This window comes from Streptomyces sp. CB02923, from assembly GCF_001905005.1.
GTDB lineage: Bacteria > Actinomycetota > Actinomycetes > Streptomycetales > Streptomycetaceae > Streptomyces.
The window spans coordinates 506,530-524,172 of record NZ_LWKZ01000012.1; the positions used below are offsets into that span (position 1 = coordinate 506,530).

Annotated in this window: 15 protein-coding genes; 12 read left to right on the forward strand and 3 right to left on the reverse strand. The window is 72.2% G+C overall.

What is annotated here, in order from left to right:
* The first annotated feature begins 25 nt into the window (after positions 1–25).
* From A6A06_RS13765 to A6A06_RS13775, 3 genes are read left to right on the forward strand one after another with little or no spacing between them, the layout of a single operon-like run.
* A complete protein-coding gene (locus A6A06_RS13765) occupies positions 26–1,039 on the forward strand; it encodes a PhoH family protein (RefSeq protein ID WP_073761489.1) in 1,014 nt (337 codons plus the stop codon).
* A gap of 20 nt (positions 1,040–1,059) precedes the next feature.
* Positions 1,060–1,557, forward strand: a complete 498-nt coding sequence (gene ybeY / locus A6A06_RS13770; RefSeq protein WP_073761490.1) for an rRNA maturation RNase YbeY — start codon at positions 1,060–1,062, stop codon at positions 1,555–1,557.
* Positions 1,558–1,571: 14 nt separating this feature from the next.
* Complete coding sequence (locus tag A6A06_RS13775; RefSeq protein WP_073761491.1) at positions 1,572–2,888, forward strand: hemolysin family protein; 1,317 nt, start codon at positions 1,572–1,574, stop codon at positions 2,886–2,888.
* On the opposite strand, the gene A6A06_RS13780 is transcribed toward A6A06_RS13775, so the two are convergent.
* Positions 2,854–4,077 (reverse strand): MFS transporter, encoded by a 1,224-nt coding sequence (locus tag A6A06_RS13780; RefSeq protein ID WP_242440718.1) that lies wholly within the window; start codon positions 4,075–4,077, stop codon positions 2,854–2,856. The two genes, A6A06_RS13775 and A6A06_RS13780, sit on opposite strands and share 35 nt — an antisense overlap.
* A gap of 90 nt (positions 4,078–4,167) precedes the next feature.
* On the opposite strand from A6A06_RS13780, the gene A6A06_RS13785 reads away from it, so the two are divergent.
* The gene (locus A6A06_RS13785) at positions 4,168–4,953 is read left to right on the forward strand and encodes an AraC family transcriptional regulator (protein WP_242440719.1); all 786 of its coding nucleotides are present in this window, start codon (positions 4,168–4,170) and stop codon (positions 4,951–4,953) included.
* Here A6A06_RS13785 and A6A06_RS13790 read toward each other — a convergent pair.
* Entirely contained in the window at positions 4,935–6,440 is a 1,506-nt protein-coding gene (locus A6A06_RS13790) for an MFS transporter (protein ID WP_079193999.1), read from the reverse strand. The two genes, A6A06_RS13785 and A6A06_RS13790, sit on opposite strands and share 19 nt — an antisense overlap.
* A 239-nt stretch (positions 6,441–6,679) precedes the next feature.
* On the opposite strand from A6A06_RS13790, the gene A6A06_RS13795 reads away from it, so the two are divergent.
* The 3 genes from A6A06_RS13795 (at position 6,680) to A6A06_RS13805 (ending at position 9,130) form a co-directional block, all read left to right on the forward strand.
* On the forward strand, positions 6,680–7,591 hold the full coding sequence (locus A6A06_RS13795) for an FG-GAP repeat domain-containing protein (protein ID WP_079194000.1): 912 nt from the start codon (positions 6,680–6,682) through the stop codon (positions 7,589–7,591).
* A gap of 167 nt (positions 7,592–7,758) precedes the next feature.
* Positions 7,759–8,649 (forward strand): helix-turn-helix transcriptional regulator, encoded by an 891-nt coding sequence (locus tag A6A06_RS13800; protein ID WP_073762133.1) that lies wholly within the window; start codon positions 7,759–7,761, stop codon positions 8,647–8,649.
* A gap of 127 nt (positions 8,650–8,776) precedes the next feature.
* Positions 8,777–9,130: a cytidine deaminase gene (locus A6A06_RS13805; RefSeq protein ID WP_073762134.1), complete on the forward strand. Its 354-nt coding sequence runs from the start codon at positions 8,777–8,779 to the stop codon at positions 9,128–9,130.
* 26 nt (positions 9,131–9,156) lie between these two features.
* On the opposite strand, the gene A6A06_RS13810 is transcribed toward A6A06_RS13805, so the two are convergent.
* Positions 9,157–10,704: a class I adenylate-forming enzyme family protein gene (locus tag A6A06_RS13810; RefSeq protein ID WP_073761495.1), complete on the reverse strand. Its 1,548-nt coding sequence runs from the start codon at positions 10,702–10,704 to the stop codon at positions 9,157–9,159.
* Between the two features lie 307 nt (positions 10,705–11,011).
* Here A6A06_RS13810 and A6A06_RS13815 point away from each other — a divergent pair, with 307 nt between their 5' ends.
* The 5 genes from A6A06_RS13815 (at position 11,012) to era (ending at position 17,603) form a co-directional block, all read left to right on the forward strand.
* Positions 11,012–12,613: an NAD(P)-binding domain-containing protein gene (locus tag A6A06_RS13815; protein ID WP_073761496.1), complete on the forward strand. Its 1,602-nt coding sequence runs from the start codon at positions 11,012–11,014 to the stop codon at positions 12,611–12,613.
* Positions 12,610–13,725 carry an alpha-hydroxy acid oxidase gene (locus A6A06_RS13820; protein WP_073761497.1) on the forward strand — a complete coding sequence of 372 codons (1,116 nt, stop codon included), beginning with the start codon at positions 12,610–12,612 and terminating at the stop codon, positions 13,723–13,725. Before A6A06_RS13815 ends, A6A06_RS13820 begins: the two co-directional genes overlap by 4 nt.
* The gene (locus A6A06_RS13825; RefSeq protein WP_079194001.1) at positions 13,722–15,164 is read left to right on the forward strand and encodes a cytochrome P450; all 1,443 of its coding nucleotides are present in this window, start codon (positions 13,722–13,724) and stop codon (positions 15,162–15,164) included. The genes A6A06_RS13820 and A6A06_RS13825 overlap by 4 nt, the downstream gene beginning before the upstream one ends.
* Before the next feature lie 148 nt (positions 15,165–15,312).
* Positions 15,313–16,581, forward strand: a complete 1,269-nt coding sequence (locus A6A06_RS13830; protein WP_073761498.1) for a cation:proton antiporter — start codon at positions 15,313–15,315, stop codon at positions 16,579–16,581.
* 83 nt (positions 16,582–16,664) lie between these two features.
* Positions 16,665–17,603 (forward strand): GTPase Era, encoded by a 939-nt coding sequence (gene era, locus A6A06_RS13835; RefSeq protein WP_073761499.1) that lies wholly within the window; start codon positions 16,665–16,667, stop codon positions 17,601–17,603.
* Positions 17,604–17,643: the final 40 nt, after the last annotated feature.

Here is a 17,643-nt window from a genome sequence, read left to right on the forward strand (position 1 = left end):
GATGAGCAGGCCAGAGAGCCGGCCCATGACTCAGACACCTACACGACCGCAGGCGCACGCCCAGTTCACCGTCCCCGCCAAGCACCCGATGGTGACGGTCCTGGGGTCCGGAGACGCCCTGCTGCGGGTCATCGAGAACGCCTTCCCGGCCACCGACATCCACGTACGGGGCAACGAGATCCGGGCGGTCGGCGACGCCGCGGAAGTCGCCCTCATCCAGCGCCTCTTCGACGAGATGATGCTGGTACTGCGCACCGGCCAGCCGATGACCGAGGACGCGGTGGAGCGCTCCATCGCCATGCTGCGCTCGGCGGGCAACGGCGACGGCACGGCGAGCGAGACCCCCGCCGAGGTGCTCACCCAGAACATCCTGTCCAACCGCGGCCGCACGATCCGCCCCAAGACGCTGAACCAGAAGCGCTACGTCGACGCCATCGACCAGCACACGGTCGTCTTCGGCATCGGCCCCGCCGGCACGGGCAAGACCTACCTCGCCATGGCCAAGGCCGTCCAGGCCCTGCAGTCCAAGCAGGTCAACCGCATCATCCTGACCCGCCCCGCAGTCGAGGCCGGCGAACGCCTGGGCTTCCTCCCCGGCACCCTCTACGAAAAGATCGACCCGTACCTGCGCCCGCTGTACGACGCCCTGCACGACATGCTCGACCCGGACTCGATCCCGCGGCTGATGGCGGCGGGGACGATCGAGGTGGCGCCGCTTGCATATATGCGTGGGCGTACGCTTAATGACGCCTTCATCATCCTCGACGAGGCGCAGAACACCAGCCCCGAGCAGATGAAGATGTTCCTCACCCGGCTCGGCTTCGATTCGAAGATCGTCATTACCGGTGACATCACGCAGATCGACCTGCCGGGCGGTGGGACGAAGAGCGGGCTGCGGCAGGTGCAGGAGATTCTGGAGGGGCTGGACGACGTGCACTTCTCGCGCCTCACCAGCCAGGACGTCGTCCGGCACAAGCTGGTCGGCCGTATTGTCGATGCGTACGAGAAGTACGACAGCCAAAACGGCCGGCGAACCTGAGAAACGAGAAGCAGCACTACATGTCGATCGACGTCAACAACGAGTCCGGTACGGACATCGACGAGCAGGCGATCCTGGACGTCGCCCGCTACGCCGTGGCCCGGATGCGCATCCACCCGCTCTCCGAGCTGTCGGTCATCGTCGTCGACGCCGACGCCATGGAGCAGCTCCACCTCCAGTGGATGGACCTGCCGGGGCCGACCGATGTCATGTCCTTCCCGATGGACGAGCTGCGTCCGCCGGCCAAGGACGACGAGGAGCCGCCGCAGGGGCTCCTCGGTGACATCGTGCTGTGCCCGGAGGTCGCCAAGAAGCAGGGTGAGGAGGCGCCGACCGGGCACAGCATGGACGAGGAGCTCCAGCTGCTGACGGTGCACGGCGTCCTGCACCTCCTCGGTTACGACCACGAGGAGCCCTCGGAGAAGGCCGAGATGTTCGGCCTCCAGGCGGCGATCATCGACGGCTGGCGCGCCGAGCGCGGGCTCACGGGCCCCTCCCCGGCCCCGACCGTCACCTGACGGCGGGAGATCCGGTGACCACCCAGCTGATCGCGGTCGCGGTCCTCCTCGTCGTCGTCGCGTGGCTCGCGGCCTGCGCCGAGGCGGGCCTCGCCCGCACGACCAGCTTCCGGGCCGAGGAGGCCGTACGGTCCGGGCGGCGCGGCAGCGCGAAACTGGCCGCCGTCGCCGCCGACCCGGTCCGCTATCTCAACGTCGCGCTGCTGGTGCGCGTCGGCTGCGAGATGGCGGCCGGGGTGCTGGTGACGTACGCCTGCCTGCGCTCCTTCGAGCAGACCTGGCAGGCGCTGACCGTGGCCATCGCGGTGATGGTGCTGGTCTCGTACGTCGCGGTCGGCGTCTCGCCCCGCACCATCGGCCGCCAGCACCCGCTGAACACCGCCACCGCCGCGGCGTACGTGCTGCTGCCGCTGGCCCGGATCATGGGGCCGATCCCGCGGCTGCTGATCCTTCTGGGCAACGCGCTGACGCCGGGCAAGGGGTTCCGGCAGGGCCCCTTCGCCTCCGAGGCCGAACTGCGCTCGCTGGTCGACCTCGCGGAGAAGGAGTCGCTGATCGAGGACGAGGAGCGCCGGATGGTGCACTCCGTCTTCCAGCTCGGCGACACCCTCGTACGGGAGGTGATGGTGCCGCGTACGGACCTGATCTCGGTCGAGCGGTTCAAGACCATCCGCCAGGCGCTGACTCTCGCGCTGCGTTCCGGCTTCTCGCGTATCCCGGTGACCGGCGAGAACGAGGACGACGTCGTGGGCGTCGTGTATGTGAAGGACCTCGCCCGCAAGGTCCACATCAGCCGGGACGCCGAGACGGAGCTGGTCTCCACGGCGATGCGGCCCGCCGTCTTCGTGCCCGACACGAAGAACGCCGGTGACCTGCTGCGCGAGATGCAGCAGGACCGCAATCACGTCGCGGTCGTCATCGACGAGTACGGCGGTACGGCCGGCATCGTGACGATCGAGGACATCCTGGAGGAGATCGTCGGCGAGATCACCGACGAGTACGACCGGGAGCTGCCGCCCGTCGAGGACCTGGGCGACGGCCGCTACCGCGTCACCGCCCGCCTGGACATCGGCGACCTCGGCGAGCTGTACGGCTTCGCGGAGCTGGACGACGAGGACGTGGAGACGGTCGGCGGTCTGCTCGCCAAGCATCTGGGCCGGGTCCCGATCGCGGGCGCCACGGCCGAGATCGACCTCAGCGACAACGCCTCGGCCCTCTCGCCCAAGGCGCTGCGGCTGACCGCGGAGGCCCCGGCCGGACGCCGCAACAAGATCGTCACGGTGCTGTGCGAGCCGGTCAGCGGCGACGGGGAAGTATCCGGTCGGGACTGACCGCGACGACGAGTCCGGCGAGCGCCGTGGTGGCCCCGGTGACCACCACGGCGGGCCAGCCGCCGCCGGACCACGCCACCGTCCCCACCAGCGATCCGACGGCGATGCCGAGGAAACGCAGGGTGAAGTAGAGGGTGTTGAGGCGGCTGTGTACGGCGGGGTCGAGGCTGAACAGCGCCGTCTGCGAAGCGGCCTGGCCGCCCCAGACGCCGACGTCCAGCACGACCACGCCCGCCAGCAGCCACCACAGTGAGCCGCCGCCCGGCAGCAGGAGCAGCCAGCCCGCGATCACCAGGCCGATGAGCGCGGCCAGCGCGCCGCGCCGCCCGAGCCGGTCGGCCAGCCGCCCGGCGTACGGCGAGGCCAGCGCGCTCGCCGCGGCCACCAGCCCGAACAGCCCGATCTCGGTCGACCCGTACCCGTACTCCCCTTCCAGCAGGAACGTCAGCGTCGTCCAGAACGCGCCGAACGCGACACCGACCAGCGCGCCGGACACGGTGATCCGCCGGACCAGCGGATGGGCGGCGAACAGCCGCGGCAGCGAGGCGAGCGTGGCCCGGTACGGGGTGGGCGCGGCCGCCGGGACGCGGGGCAGGGCGCGGCGCAGGACGAGCATCGTCAGCAGCGTCAGGACGCAGGAGCAGCCGAAGACCGCCCGCCAGCCGACCTGCTCGGCCAGCGCCCCCGAGTACGCGCGGGACGCGAGCACCCCGACCAGCAGTCCGGCCTGCACGGTGCCGACGACGCGGCCCCGGTTCGCGTCGCCGCCGCCCGCGGCCAGTGCCACGGCGAGCGGTGTGACGAACTGCGGTACGGGCGAGAGCAGGCCGACCGCGAAGCCGGCCACCACCAGCCACGTCACGGAGGGGGCCACGGCGCAGGCGGCGAGCGCGAGGGCGGAGGCCGTGCCGAGGCCGAGGATCAGCCGCCGCCGGTCGTGGCTGTCGCCCGCCGGGACCAGCAGCAGGATGCCTGCCGCGTAGCCGAGCTGGGTGGCGGTGGGCACCGCGCCGAGGACGTCCGGGGCCACGCCGAGCGAGTCGGCGGCGGCGCCCAGCAGCGGCTGGTTCAGATAGACGTTGGCGGCGGTCACGGCGCTGGTCGCGGCGAGCAGCAGCGCTGTCGGGCGGGTCAGCCCGGAGCGGGGCGGGCGGCCGGTGCGCGGGGGAGCGGAAGCGGGTTCGATCACATGACCCGACGCTAGGCCGGGGCCGTTGTGGCAGGCTTGTGCGGGAGTGCCAACTTCTGTCGAGAACGTGCCAGGGGGCGAGGGGACGGTGTGCGGGCCGTGTACGGCAAGAGCGAGGACCGGGACGACTACCAGCACGTACCCAGGCCGGTCGCCGCGATGGCCCGCGACCTCCCGGACGGCCACCACATCCCCGGTCACCACCACCTCCGCGCCCAGCTGATCTACGGCACCACCGGCGCGATCACGGTCGCCACCGGGCACGGCGTGTGGGTGGTCCCCGCGACCCGCGGTGTGTGGGTGCCCGCCGGGCTCACCCACGCGATGACCTGCGCGGGCGCGGTCGCCATGCGCACCCTCTACATCGAGCCGCAGTCCGCCTGGCGGCTGCCCGACGCCCCGACCGTCGTCTCGGTCTCCCCGCTGCTGCGCGAACTGATCGACGAGGCCACCCGGCTGCCGCTGGAGTACGACGTGGAGGGCCGCGACGGCACGGTGATGGCCCTCCTCCTCCACGAACTCGCCCCGCGCCCGGTACCGGCCCTGTACCTGCCCACCCCGGACGATCCCCGGCTCCAGGACCTGTGCGCGGCGATCCGGCGCAGCCCCGGCGACAGCTGGACGACCCCGTACGCCGCGGCCCACGCCCACCTGAGCGCGCGCAGCCTGCACCGCAGGTTCGGCGCCGCGACGGGGATGAGCCCGGCCCGCTGGGTGCAGCAGGCCAGGCTCGTCCACGCGGTCACCCTGCTGGCCAGGGGTACACCGGTCACCTCCGTCGCCACCGGCCTCGGCTATGCCACCCCCAGCGCCTTCACGGCGATGTTCCGGCGGGCGCTGGGCACCACTCCGTCGGCCTACTTCGAGGGCGCGTAGTCCGCGCGGGTCCGGCGGGCGGCCCGGGAGAGGCCGACGGCGGCCAGCACCGCGATGACCGCGACGACGGCCGCGTCCGCGCCGAGCCCCAGCCTGATGCCGCCGAGCGTGGCGTCCGCGAAGCCCGCGCCGTCCTCGCGCAGGGCCGCGATCCGGCCCGACGCGAGGGCGCTCAGCAGCGGGATGCCGATGGTGATGCCGATCTGCTGGGAGCTGGTCACCAGGCCGGTGGCCAGGCCCTGTTCGGTGTCCGGCACCCCGGAGGTCACGATCACTCCGTACGAGACGATCGCCCACAGGTGCCCGAAGCAGGCGACCGTCATCGCGACCGCCGCGAGCCAGACGCCGGACGCGTCGGTGCCCATGCCCAGCAGCGCCGCGGTGAAGACGGCCTGCACCGCCAGCCCGGTGAGCAGGGTACGGCGGGCGCCGATCCGCCCGATGACCTTCGGCGCGACGACGCCGGAGAGCACCGCGAAGATCCCCTGCACGCCGAAGACCAGGCCGGTGAGGAAGGCGGAGAGGTGCAGCACCTCCTGGAGGTGGAGCGTCAGCAGGAAGACCACCGCGCTCATCATCGAGAAGGTGACCAGGCCCGCCAGGTTGCCCCACGCCACCGTGGGGCGGCGCAGCATCGGCAGGGACACCAGCGGCTGGGCGGCCCGGGACTCCACGATCACGAACGCGACGAGCAGGACGAGGCCGAGGACCAGCGCGACGGGCACGTCGGGGCGGCCGAAGCCCGCCTCGGCGGCCGTGGACAGCGCGTAGATCAGCGCGAGCAGACCGCCGGTCACGGTCACCGCGCCGGGCACGTCGATGCGGGGACGCGCGGGGTGCCTGGACTCGGTGAGCAGCGCCGGCGCGACGGCCAGCACGGCGATCCCGGCCACGGCCAGCACGCCCATCGTCGAACGCCAGCCGAGCGAGTCGGTCAGCACACCGCCGAGGACCATGCCGATGGTGAAGCCCGTCGAGAGCAGGGTGCCGCTGATCCCGAGCGCGCGTTCGCGCTGCGGGCCCTCGGCGAACGTGGTGGTCAGCAGGGACATGCCGGTGGGCACGATGACCGCGGCCCCCAGCCCCTGCAGTGCCCGCCCGGCCAGGAACACGGCCGGGCTCCAGGCCAGCGCGGCCAGCAGGGAGGCCGCCGCGAAGAGGGCGAGCCCGGTGAGGAAGAGCCGGCGCCGCCCGTACAGGTCGGCGATCCGCCCGAACAGCAGCAGGAAACCGCCGGACGGCAGCGCGAACGCGGTGACCGCCCACTGGAGGTCGGCCTGCCCCATGCCCAGGTCCCGGCCGAGCACCGGCAGCGCCACGTTCAGGATCGAGAAGTCCAGCGCGACGATGAACTGCGCGGCGCAGAGCAGGAGAAGGATCAGCTTGGCGCGGGCGGACATCCGCGCGGGGGCGGGCGGGGGCACCGGGGCGGAAGCGGGTGTGCCGGCGAGGGGAGCCGGGGAGGGCGGGAGTGTGTCGGTTGGCATACGAGGAGCCTGCGGCTCACGAACACGGCGTGGGGAGCGGGAACTTATCGTGGTGTCCGGACCACCAGGCATGTGTCAAGGCATGACTTGCCCGAGTATTCCCGGAAGTTGCCGTAACTCGCTCTTATTTCAGGCTGTCCACCCACATATAATGCTTATAAGCGGCCGGAAATGTCGAGGATGTGTAGACCGCACAGACCTCCTCCGGCGGCTCCTTCGACGACCCATGGGGGGACTTCATGTCTCGCAAGAACGCGCGTACCGCCTGGACGGCAAGACTTCTCGCGGCGGGGGCCGCCGCCTCCGTCGCACTGGGGACTGCGGGGTCGGCGCAGGCTGCGGGGGGCGGGGTGAGCCCGGAGCTGCCGGGGCCCGAGAGCATCGTGGCCGCCGCGGACTATGACGGCGACGGCGTCGCTGACCTGTTCACCATGAGTCAGTCGGACCCCGACAACATGACCTCTCCTGACAACTTGTCGGTGCGCAAGGGGCACAAGGACGGCTCGTTCGACAGCCCTGCTCTCCTCGTCCGCAACTGGGACTTCGGCATGACGGCCGCTGCCGACTTCAACGGTGACGGCAAGACCGACCTCATCACCCGCGCCGACGACGGCCGTCTGTATCTTCTGGCCGGGAACAAGGACGGGGGCTTCGAGCCCAAGCACGCGGTCGCCGTCGGTGGTGACCTCAGCGACGATGTGATGGCCGGTGACTTCAACGGCGACGGCAAGGCCGATTTCGCGGTCCTGGACAGCTCACGGAACGGCATATACCTGTGGGCGGGCCATGGGGACGGTACCTTCGCCCCGGCCAAGAGGGCGGCCGAAATCGAGACCAAAACCGATGGCTTCAACGTGTTCGCAGCGGGTGACTTCAACGGCGACGGCATCACCGACCTCGCCACGCACAAGCTGCACTCCGCCGACACCAGGCTCTTCCTCCTGACCGGTGACAAGAGCGGCGTCTTCGGCGCTCGTCAGGAGCTGATGAACGATTTCCTCTACCAGTCCCTCGTCGCGGCCGACTTCGACGGTGACGGCAAGGACGACCTCCTGGCTCAGGGGTACATGCGTGGCGGCCCCGAGCTGCTGTGGAAGGGCAACGGGGACGGCACGTTCAAGCAGCCCACCGGACTGAGCTTCGGCCTGTGATTCCCTGCTCCGGCAGGGAATGAGGAATACCCCGGGGACGGCCCCGCCTTGTCATGGTGTCCGGACCACCAGGCAAGGCCCGGACCGCCGGGCCGCGGTGGCGGCCGGTGAACGCAGCCGACAGGGGGAACGGCGTGGGCGAGTCCGCACGGGTGGAATCCGTACCGATGACAGGGGTGTCCGGCGGCGCCGGGACGCGGCGGCGGCAGGAGTTGCGGGACTTCCTGATGAGCCGCCGCGCCCGGGTCAGCCCGGGTGACGCGGGCCTGCCCGACGGCGGGCGCCGCCGCACGCCGGGGCTGCGCCGCGAAGAGGTCGCGGTGCTCGCCGGGGTCGGTGCTTCCTGGTACCAGTGGCTGGAGCAGGGGCGGGACATCACCGTCTCGCCGCAGGTGCTGGACTCCGTGGCGCGGGTGCTGCGGCTGAGCGCCACCGAGCGGCGGCACCTGTACGTGCTGGCCGGGCTCAACCCGCCGCTGCGGCAGGACCCGGACCCCGCGGTGCTCGACATGTGCGAGGGCCTCCAGCGGCTGATCGACGCGTGGATGCCGTTCCCGGCGCACATCCTGGACCCGTACTGGAACAACGTCGCCTACAACGAGGCGGCGCGGCTCGTCCTGAACCACGGCCATGACGGCGTCGACATGAACTGCGTGATCGCGTTCTTCACCGACCCGGTCTACCGTGCCCGCGCCGCGAGCTGGGAGCGGAACGCGCCGGGGGTGGTGGCCCAGTACCGGGCGGCCTGGTCGAGCCGTCCCGGCGACGAGGGGTACGAGTCGGTCGTACGGGAACTGTCGGCGGCCAGCGAGGAGTTCGCGGCGCTGTGGGCGCGCGGGGACGTGCAGGACGGCGGGCAGATCCACAAGGAGCTGGAGCACCCGCTCGTCGGCACGCTGCTCTTCGAGACCACCCAGCTGCGGGTTCCGGCCCGCCCGGACCTGACCATCGTGCTGCACAACCCGCGCCGGTCGGCGGAGACCGACACGGCGGCGAAGCTGGAGTGGCTGACGTCGCCGGAGGGGCGCCGGGGCGGGATGTACTCGGTGGCGGGGTGAGGCGGCGAGCCGGTCACGGCCGTACGCCTGCCTCCTCGCGCCCGGCCGGTCGTAAGCCCGCCCGCGCACGCCATGGCCGTACGCCCCCTCGTGCCCGCCGGGCCGCGGGACGCATATGCTCGCCCGTATGAGCGAAGCCGCACCGCTGGACCCGGAAGACCGCAAGATCATCACGCTGGCCCGTTCCGCGCGCGCCCGCAACGGGGTGCCGGAGGGCGCCGCCGTCCGTGACGAGACCGGGCGCACCTATGTCGCCGGGACCGTCGCCCTGGAGTCGTTGAGGCTCAGCGCGTTGCGTACGGCGGTGGCCATGGCCGTCGCGAGCGGCGCGCAGTCGCTGGAGGCGGCGGCCGTGGTGACCGAGGCCGGGACGGCCTCGGACGAGGACCGCGCGGCCGTACGGGACCTCGGCGGCGCCGGGACGCCGGTGCTGGTCGCCGGTCCGGACGGCACGCTGCGGGCCACGGTCCAGGCGGGCTGAGCGACCGCCGTACGGGCGGCGATTCCTCACTCCGCCGCCAGATCCGTCCCCACCCGCGCCAGCAGCGCCTTCTTGTCCGGCTTGCCGCTCGCCGCCACCGGCACCTCCCGTATGACGGTGATCGTGGCGGGCACGCTCGCCGGGCCCAGTTCCGCGGCGACGTGCGCGCGCAGCGCCGCCGGGTCGGGCCGCCGTTCCGCCGTCGGTACGACGAACGCGTGGGCGGCCTCGCCGGTCCGCTCGTCCGGCGCGCCCACGACGTATGCCTGGTCGACGTCCGGGTGCCGGGCCAGGGCCTGTTCGATCGCGCCGGCGTAGTGCAGGACGGCGTTGACGATGATCACGTCGCGGGTGCGCCCGGTGAGCCGCAGGAAGCCGTGCTCGTCGAGACGGCCGAGGTCGCGGGTGCGCACCCAGCCGTCGCGCAGTACGGCGCGGGTCTCCGCCTCGTCCTGGTGGTAACCGGCCAGCACCCCGGCGCTGCGGACCCAGATCTCCCCGGCCGCGCCGTCGGGAACCGGCTGCCCGTCGGCCGGGTCGCGCACGCTGATGTCCACCCCGTCCAGCGGCCGCCCCACCGTGCCGTACGCCGTGTCCGGCCGGCGGGCCAGGTCGTCGGGGGTGAGCAGGGTCAGCATCCCGGTCTCGGTCTGTCCGTAGCCCTGGTGCACGACCGGGCCGAGACGTTCGGCCGCCTCGGCGAGCCGGTGGGGCGCCAGGGGAGATCCGGCCACGAGTAAGGCACGCAGGCTCGTGAGGTCGATGGTGTTATCGGTGTCGGTGCGCAGGGTGTTGAGGATGTGGTGCAGCCGGGGGACGGTCAGCAGGCAGGCGGTGATGCGGTGCCGTGCGAAGACCTCCGGGAAGGACAGTGGCGGGTCGGGGATGACGGCGGTGCCGCCGCCCAGCAGGCACAGTCCCAGGTGCTCGAAGATCACCGCGCTGGTGAGGGTGCCGAAGAGCAGGAAGCGCGCGTAGGCCGCCGCGAGCGCGGTGGTCCGCGGGGACCGGCGGGCCGGCTGCCACGACCAGCTCGCGGTCAGGCCGCGGTAGGTGTGCGCGCACCTCTTGGGCTGTCCGGTGCTGCCGCTGGTCAGGGTGATCAGGGCGATGTCGTCCGGGCGGCCGCGCGCCACGAGGTCGTCGGGGGAGGCGGGTTCCGGCGTGCTCAGCAGGTCTTTCTCCAGGCCGAGCCGGACGAGGCGGCCCGCCGCCGCGAGGAGTTCGGGGGAGCCCGACGGCTCGTCGTGCACGAGGACGTCGATGCCGCCGGCCAGGGTCCGCGCGAGGTGCCCCGGCGGCAGGCCGGGGCGCAGGCCGGTCAGCCGGGCGCCCAGCAGGTGCGCCGCGATGTGCAGGGCGAACGCTTCGGGCGTGACACCGGCGGCCACCGCGACGGACGAGCCGGGGCCCACGCCCGCGGCGCGCAGCCCGCGCACACAGCGGCCGGTCAGGTCCAGGACCTCGCGGCGCGGGACGGCGCGCCCCCGGTGTTCAAACGCCGGTACGTCCGGCTGCCGTCGGAAGGCGTCGACGAGGGGCTGCGGGAAAGGGCTTTCGGCTGGCTGGTTCATTTCGTATCCGCTCCGGTGGGTGTGAACGGCTGAAATGCGTCACGGGACCGGCGGGACAAGCGGGGCCGGGAGTGCGGGCAGAGTAATGCGGCGGCCCGCCGGGGCGCGACAGAAGGACGTTCCGGGTAAAAGTCCCGGACCTTGTGACTCTGGCTTGTGCAGCGTACTCGCAAACCTGGGAATGGATGTGACGCAGATCACTTGATCGCGCACTGGTGGCGTCCTTTAATGCTCAAGTAATGTCGGATTCCGCTCCATCTCCATCCCCCGCTGGTGACAGGAGAATTGCGTGAGCCACGAAGAAACGATGGACTATCTGGTGGTCGGGGCGGGCCCCGCGGGATTACAAGCCGGATATTTCCTGCAACAGACCGGGCGCAGTTATCTCATCGTGGAGTCGGGTGCGGCTCCCGGTGCGTTCTTCACCCGCTTCCCCCGCCACCGCACCCTCATCTCGATCAACAAGGTGCACACCGGCTGGGACGACCCCGAGCTGAACATGCGCACCGACTGGAACTCGCTGCTCTCCGACGAGCACACCCCGCTGTTCACCGAGCGCACCCCGCGCTATTTCCCGGCCGCCGAGGAGATGGTCGGCTATCTGGCCGACTTCGCCACCACCCACCGCCTGCGGATCCGCTACGGCACCCGGGTCACCGGGATATCCCGGCCCGGCGGCGGCCCGGACGGGCCCGGCGACTTCCTCGTCCGCGCCGAGGACGGCACCGCCTACCGGGCGCGGCGGCTCATCGTCGCGACCGGCGTCACCCGCCCGTACATCCCCGGCATCGAGGGCGTCGAGACGGTCGAGCGCTACGACGAGGTGGACGTCGACCCGGCCGCCTTCACCGGGCAGCGGGTGCTGATCATCGGCCGCGGCAACTCCGCGTTCGAGACCGCCGACAACCTCATCGAGACCGCCTCCGTCATCCATGTGGCGGGCCCCGGCTCACTGAAGCTCGCCTGGCAGACCCATTTCGTCGGGCACCTGCGGGCCGTCAACAACAACTTCCTCGACACCTATCAGCTCAAATTGCAGAACGCGGTACTGGACGGGCATATCTTGCGTATCCGGCAGCAGCCGGACGGCTCCTATGTGGTGTCCGTTTCCTTTTCCCGGGTCAACGAGGTCGTCAAGGACATCCCCTACGACCGCGTCATTCTCGCCACCGGATTCCGCTTCGATCCGTCGATATTCGCACCGGAGTGCCGTCCCGAACTCGCCATCAACGACCGTTTCCCGGCCCAGACCGACGCCTGGGAATCCCCGAACGTCCCCGGCCTGTACTTCGCCGGCACCATCACCCAGGTGCGCGATTTCAAGAAATCCACCAGTGGTTTCATCCACGGCTTCCGGTACGGCGTACGGGCCCTGCACCGCATCCTCGAAGCCCGCCACCACGGCCGCCCCTGGCCCGCCCGCGCCCTGCCCGCCACCGCCGGGGCGGTCACCGACGCCGTCATCGCCCGCGTCAACCGCAGCTCGGCGCTCTTCCAGGTGTTCTCCTTCCTCGGCGACGCGGTGCTCGCCGACCGGGACGGGACGGTCCGCTACTGCGAGGAGGTCCCGGTCGACCACCTGCACACCGCCGTGGCGAACGGCGAATTCGGCGACGTCGGCCAGTACTTCACCGTCACCCTCGAATACGGCGAGGGCCACGACAAGGTGAACCCGTTCGACATCACCGCCGGCCGGATCTCCCAGCAGGACACCACCGGTCTGGACGGCCGCTACCTGCACCCGGTGGTCCGCGCCTTCGACGGCGCCGCCCCCGGCAAGGCGACCGCCGAACACCACATCACCGAGAACCTGGAGAACGAGTGGGACAGCGAGGAGGTCCACCGCACCCCCCTGCGGAACTTCCTGAGCGCCCGGTTCCCCGATCCGGCCCCGGCGGCCCGGCCGTGATCCCCACCCTCGCCGACCTGCGCGAGCGGGCGCGGGAGCGGCTGGACCCGCGGGTGTACGACTTCTTCGACGGGGGCGCCGGAGGGGAGACGGCGCTCCAGGAGAACGAAGCGGCGTTCCGCAGGCTCGCGCTGCTGCCCCGCGTGCTGCGCGGGGCGGCCACCCGCGACCTGTCCGTGACGCTGTGCGGCGACCGCCTCTCCCTGCCCGTCCTGGTCTCGCCCACCGCCTTCCACCGCCTCGCCCACCCGCGGGGCGAGACCGCCACCGCCCGCGCGACGGCGGCGGCCGGGACGGTCCTGGTCACCGGCATGGCGGCGACCGTGCCGGTGGCCGAGGTCACCGCCGCCGCCCGCGCCGTACGGGCCGGAGCGGCCGTCTGGTTCCAGCTCTACCTGCAACCCGAACCGGAGGTCACGCTCGCGCTGGTCCGCCGGGCGGAGCGGGCCGGGTGCACGGCACTGGTCGTCACGGTCGACTCGCCCGTCTTCGGCCGCCGCGAACGCGACGCCCGGCACGGCTTCGACGACCTGCCCGACGGCCTGGCCGCCGAGAACATGCGCGGCCTGCCCGGCGCGCCCGACGGCCGCCCCCGCGACATCGCCATGTCACCGGGGCTCTCCTGGGACGACCTGCGCAGGCTGCGGGCGCAGACCCGGCTGCCCGTGCTGCTCAAGGGCGTCCTGCACCCCGCGGACGCGCGGCTCGCCGTCGCCGAGGGCGTGGACGGCCTGCTGGTCTCCAACCACGGCGGCCGGCAGCTCGACGCGGCACCGGCCAGCGTCGAGGCGCTGCCCGCCGTCGCCGAGGCCGTCGCGGGCCGGGTGCCGGTACTGCTGGACGGCGGTGTCCGCCGGGGCTCCGACGCCGCCGTGGCCCTCGCGCTGGGCGCGTCGGCCGTCGGCATCGGCCGCCCGGTGCTGTGGGGCCTGGCCGCGGACGGCGAGGACGGCGTCCGGCACGTACTGGAGCTGCTGCGCGCGGAGTTCGACCACGTACTGGCACTGTGCGGCGGCACCGGCCCGGCCGACCTCGGACCGGACCTCGTCGTCGCCCGCGGGGGAGTGCGGGACCGCGCTCCTTTTGCCGTACCGGACGGGGGTGACGGATGAGCCGCACCCGGGCCCCCGGCCGTTTCCGGACCGTACGGCTGCTCAGCGCGGCGGCCGCCGCCCTCTCCGTCCCGTACTGGCTGCCGCGCTCCGTCGTCGCCGTCCGCGTCGCGCTCTTCGCCCGCATCAACGGCGACGAGGGCATCGCCTTCCCCAACGCCGACGTCCCCGCCGACCGCTTCCAGGAGATCTACTCCCACCCCGCCGCCAACGGCCGCAGCCGGGGCGCTGCCCTCTCGGACCTCTTCTGGTACTGGCTCGCGCCCGGCCCCGAGGTCCACCAGGAGCACCTGGAGGACGGCCCGCGCTACGACGAGGTGGCCCGCACCACCCTCGCCGTGCTCGCCGGGCCCAGCCAGGACCTGTCCGCCGCCGTGGCCCGCCGTACCGCCGCCGTACTGGACGAACTGGTCACCGGCCGCGCCGCCTTCGTACGGCTGCGCGACCTGATGATGCCGGTCTGGGCGGAGTTCTTCCACGGCCTGGTCTTCCGCGAACCGTGCCCGCCGTACGTCCGGCGCCTGATCGTGGACAACGCCGAGGACGTGGTCAACTCCCTGAAGTGCACCCGGCCGCGCCACCTCGCCCGCCGTGACCGCCTCACCCGCCACCTGCGGCAGCGCATCGACGCCGGGCAGGTACCCCGGCACCACCTGCCGGACGGCCTCTCGCCGCAGCAGCAGGCGCACTACCTCCAGGGCACGTTCTTCAACACGGCCGTCGTCCAGATGTCCGAGGCCATGGCCCACCTGCTGCTCGTCCTGGCCCAGCACCCGGACGTCCGGCGGAAACTGGCCGCGGCGCCGGACGACGACCGCTACTTCGCCAACGTCCTCAACGAGACGCTGCGGCTCTACCCGCTCTTCGGCGTCGCCCACCGCATCAGCACGGACGACATCCCGCTCGGCCCGGACACCGTCCTGCCCGCCGGCTCCGTACTGTGCTTCAACTACCCCGACTACCACGCCACCGGCTACACCGACCCGGACGTCTTCGACCCCGACCGCTGGGACCGCCTCGTCGCCAGGGACCAGCACCACATCCCGTTCGGCGTCGCCGCCAACCGGCCCTGCCCGGCCTGGCGGCTGGCCCCGCTGGCCATGCACGCCGCGACCCGCGAGGTGCTGCGCCGCTTCACCCTCCACTCCGGCGTCGCGCACACCCGCTCCATCCCGCACCGCGCCCCCTGCCTGCTGGTCCGGCGCGACCGTCCGCTGCCGCCGTACCGGCTGCTCGCCGCCCGGGTCTTCCTGCGGGTGCGCGACCGGTGGGAGGACGTGTGGCGCAGCTGCACCCAGCTCGTCCTCGGTACGTGGATGGTGCTGGACGCCCGCCGCTTGCGACCGGCCGCACGCTACTTCGCCGCCCACGACACCCAGGGCGTCCCGCTGCCGGCCGGCACCGACGGGCCGGCGCGCTGCCCGTACCCGCACAGCTGATCCGTACGCCCGACCCGCGTACCCACACGCCCGACCCGCGTACCCGCAACCGATCCGCGAGCCCAGCTCCCATCCCGTCCGAGAGCCCAGCTCCACCTCATCCGCGAGCCCAGCTCCACCCCATCCGCGAGCCGAAGGGCGTTCCGTCATGTCCATCACGGAGTTAGGGCCGGTCTTCTTCCTGGCCGTCGTCGTCATCCTGCTCGTCTGCCGGCTCGTCGCCCGCGCCCTGCGCGCGCTGGGCCAGCCGCCCGTGGTGGGCGAGATGGCCGCCGGCGTGGTGCTGGGGCCGTCCGTGCTGGGCCTGCTGGCGCCCGGCGTGGAGGAGGCCCTCTTCCCGCCGGAGCTGCGGCCCGCGCTGTACGTCGCCGGGCAGATCGGCCTGGTCGTCTTCATGTTCCAGACCGGGTACGAATTCCGTACGGCCAATATCCGGACGGTGGCCAAACCGGCCGCGATGATCTCGGCGGCCGGCATCGCCGTCCCCCTCGCGCTCGGCGTGGGGCTGACCTACGCCGTCCACGGCCGGATCGGCGGCATCTTCCCGGCGGACGTGTCCGTCGTCGTCTCCGCCCTCTTCGTCGGCGTGACCCTCGCCATCACCGCGTTCCCCATGCTGGCCCGCATCATCACCGAGCGCGGCCTGACCGGCACCCGCTTCGGCTCGCTGTCCCTGGCGTCCGGAGCGGTGGACGACGCGCTGGCGTGGGTGCTGCTCGCCGGGGTGCTGAGCCTGACCGGCTCCGGCACCGGACCGCTGGTCATCGCCCTCGCCGGGAGCGTCGGCCTGGTGATCGTCCTCGCCCTGCTCGCCCGCTCCACCACCCGGATGACGGGCCTGATCAACCGCCGGCACCCCGACGAGCTGCTGCTGATCACCGTGGTCGTGCTCTTCCTCGCCGCCTGGTACACCGACCGCATCGGCCTGTACGCCGTCTTCGGCGCGTTCAGCCTGGGCGTGGTCTTCCCGCGCTCCGAACCGGTGGACCGGGCCATCGAGGCGATCGGGCCGATCAGCCGGATCGTCTTCCTGCCCCTGTTCTTCACCTACTCCGGCCTGAACACCGACTTCGCGCTGCTGGCCTCGCCCGGCCTGCTGCTGTTCACCGTGGGCTGCGTCGCCCTGTCCGTCCTCGGCAAGCTGGGCGCCTGCTGGCTGGCGGCGCGGGCGGCCGGCGAGGAGGGCGCGGTCGCGCTGCGCATCGGCACGCTGATGAACGCGCGGGGCCTGATGCAGCTCATCGCGATCAACATCGGGCTGGCGGCCGGCATCGTGACACCGTCGATGTTCGCGGTGCTGGTCGTGGTCGCGCTGGTGACGACGGTGATGGCCACCCCGCTGCTGACCCTGTGGGACCGCATCGACGCACGCCGGACGGCCGGCACGCCCGCCGAGCGGGTCGGCGCCGCGCCCTGAGGGCACCCGCCGCCCGGCCCGCGGGCCGGGCGGCGGGGACCGGGTGGTCGGCGTGCCGCCGCCGATCGGGGACAATGGGCGCCATGAGCGTTCGTACAGAGTCCTCCGCCCAGCACCGCGCCGGCTTCGCGTGCTTCGTCGGCCGCCCGAACGCGGGCAAGTCGACCCTCACGAACGCTCTGGTCGGCACGAAGGTGGCCATCACCTCCAACCGCCCGCAGACCACCCGGCACACCGTGCGCGGCATCGTGCACCGCCCGGACGCCCAGCTCGTCCTGGTCGACACCCCGGGCCTGCACAAGCCGCGCACCCTGCTCGGCGAGCGGCTCAACGACGTCGTACGGACCACCTGGGCCGAGGTCGACGTGATCGGCTTCTGCCTGCCCGCCGACCAGAAGCTGGGCCCCGGCGACCGCTTCATCGCGGGCGAACTGGCCGGCATCAAGAAGACCCCGAAGATCGCCATCGTCACCAAGACCGACCTGGTGGACTCCAAGCAGCTCGCCGAGCAGCTGCTCGCCGTGGACCGGCTGGGCCAGGAGCTGGGCATCGAGTGGGCGGAGATCATCCCGGTCTCGGCCCAGGGCGACCAGCAGGTCGGCCTCCTCGCCGACCTCCTCGTCCCGATGCTCCCGGAGAGCCCCCCGCTCTACCCCGAGGGCGACCTCACCGACGAACCCGAGCAGGTCATGGTCGCCGAGCTGATCCGCGAGGCGGCGCTCGAAGGCGTACGGGACGAGCTGCCGCACTCCATCGCCGTCGTCGTCGAGGAGATGCTGCCCCGCGAGGACCGCCCGGCGGACAAGCCGCTGCTCGACATCCACGCCAACGTCTACATCGAGCGGCCCAGCCAGAAGGGCATCATCATCGGCCCCAAGGGCAAGCGGCTCAAGGAGGTCGGCGTGAAGTCCCGCAAGCACATCGAGGCGCTGCTCGGCACGCCGGTCTACCTCGACCTGCACGTGAAGGTCGCCAAGGACTGGCAGCGCGACCCGAAGCAGCTGCGCAAGCTGGGCTTCTGAGACCGGGCTTCTGAGACCGGGCCGCCGAGCCGGACCGCTG

Coding starts and splice junctions, on each gene's coding strand:
- A6A06_RS13765 (WP_073761489.1), top strand. CDS start 26: ATGACTCAGACACCTACACGACCGCAGGCGCACGCCCAGTTCACCGTC.
- ybeY (WP_073761490.1), top strand. CDS start 1,060: ATGTCGATCGACGTCAACAACGAGTCCGGTACGGACATCGACGAGCAG.
- A6A06_RS13790 (WP_079193999.1), bottom strand. CDS start 6,440: ATGCCAACCGACACACTCCCGCCCTCCCCGGCTCCCCTCGCCGGCACA.
- A6A06_RS13795 (WP_079194000.1), top strand. CDS start 6,680: ATGTCTCGCAAGAACGCGCGTACCGCCTGGACGGCAAGACTTCTCGCG.
- A6A06_RS13800 (WP_073762133.1), top strand. CDS start 7,759: ATGACAGGGGTGTCCGGCGGCGCCGGGACGCGGCGGCGGCAGGAGTTG.
- A6A06_RS13805 (WP_073762134.1), top strand. CDS start 8,777: ATGAGCGAAGCCGCACCGCTGGACCCGGAAGACCGCAAGATCATCACG.
- A6A06_RS13810 (WP_073761495.1), bottom strand. CDS start 10,704: ATGAACCAGCCAGCCGAAAGCCCTTTCCCGCAGCCCCTCGTCGACGCC.
- A6A06_RS13815 (WP_073761496.1), top strand. CDS start 11,012: ATGGACTATCTGGTGGTCGGGGCGGGCCCCGCGGGATTACAAGCCGGA.
- A6A06_RS13825 (WP_079194001.1), top strand. CDS start 13,722: ATGAGCCGCACCCGGGCCCCCGGCCGTTTCCGGACCGTACGGCTGCTC.
- A6A06_RS13830 (WP_073761498.1), top strand. CDS start 15,313: ATGTCCATCACGGAGTTAGGGCCGGTCTTCTTCCTGGCCGTCGTCGTC.
- era (WP_073761499.1), top strand. CDS start 16,665: ATGAGCGTTCGTACAGAGTCCTCCGCCCAGCACCGCGCCGGCTTCGCG.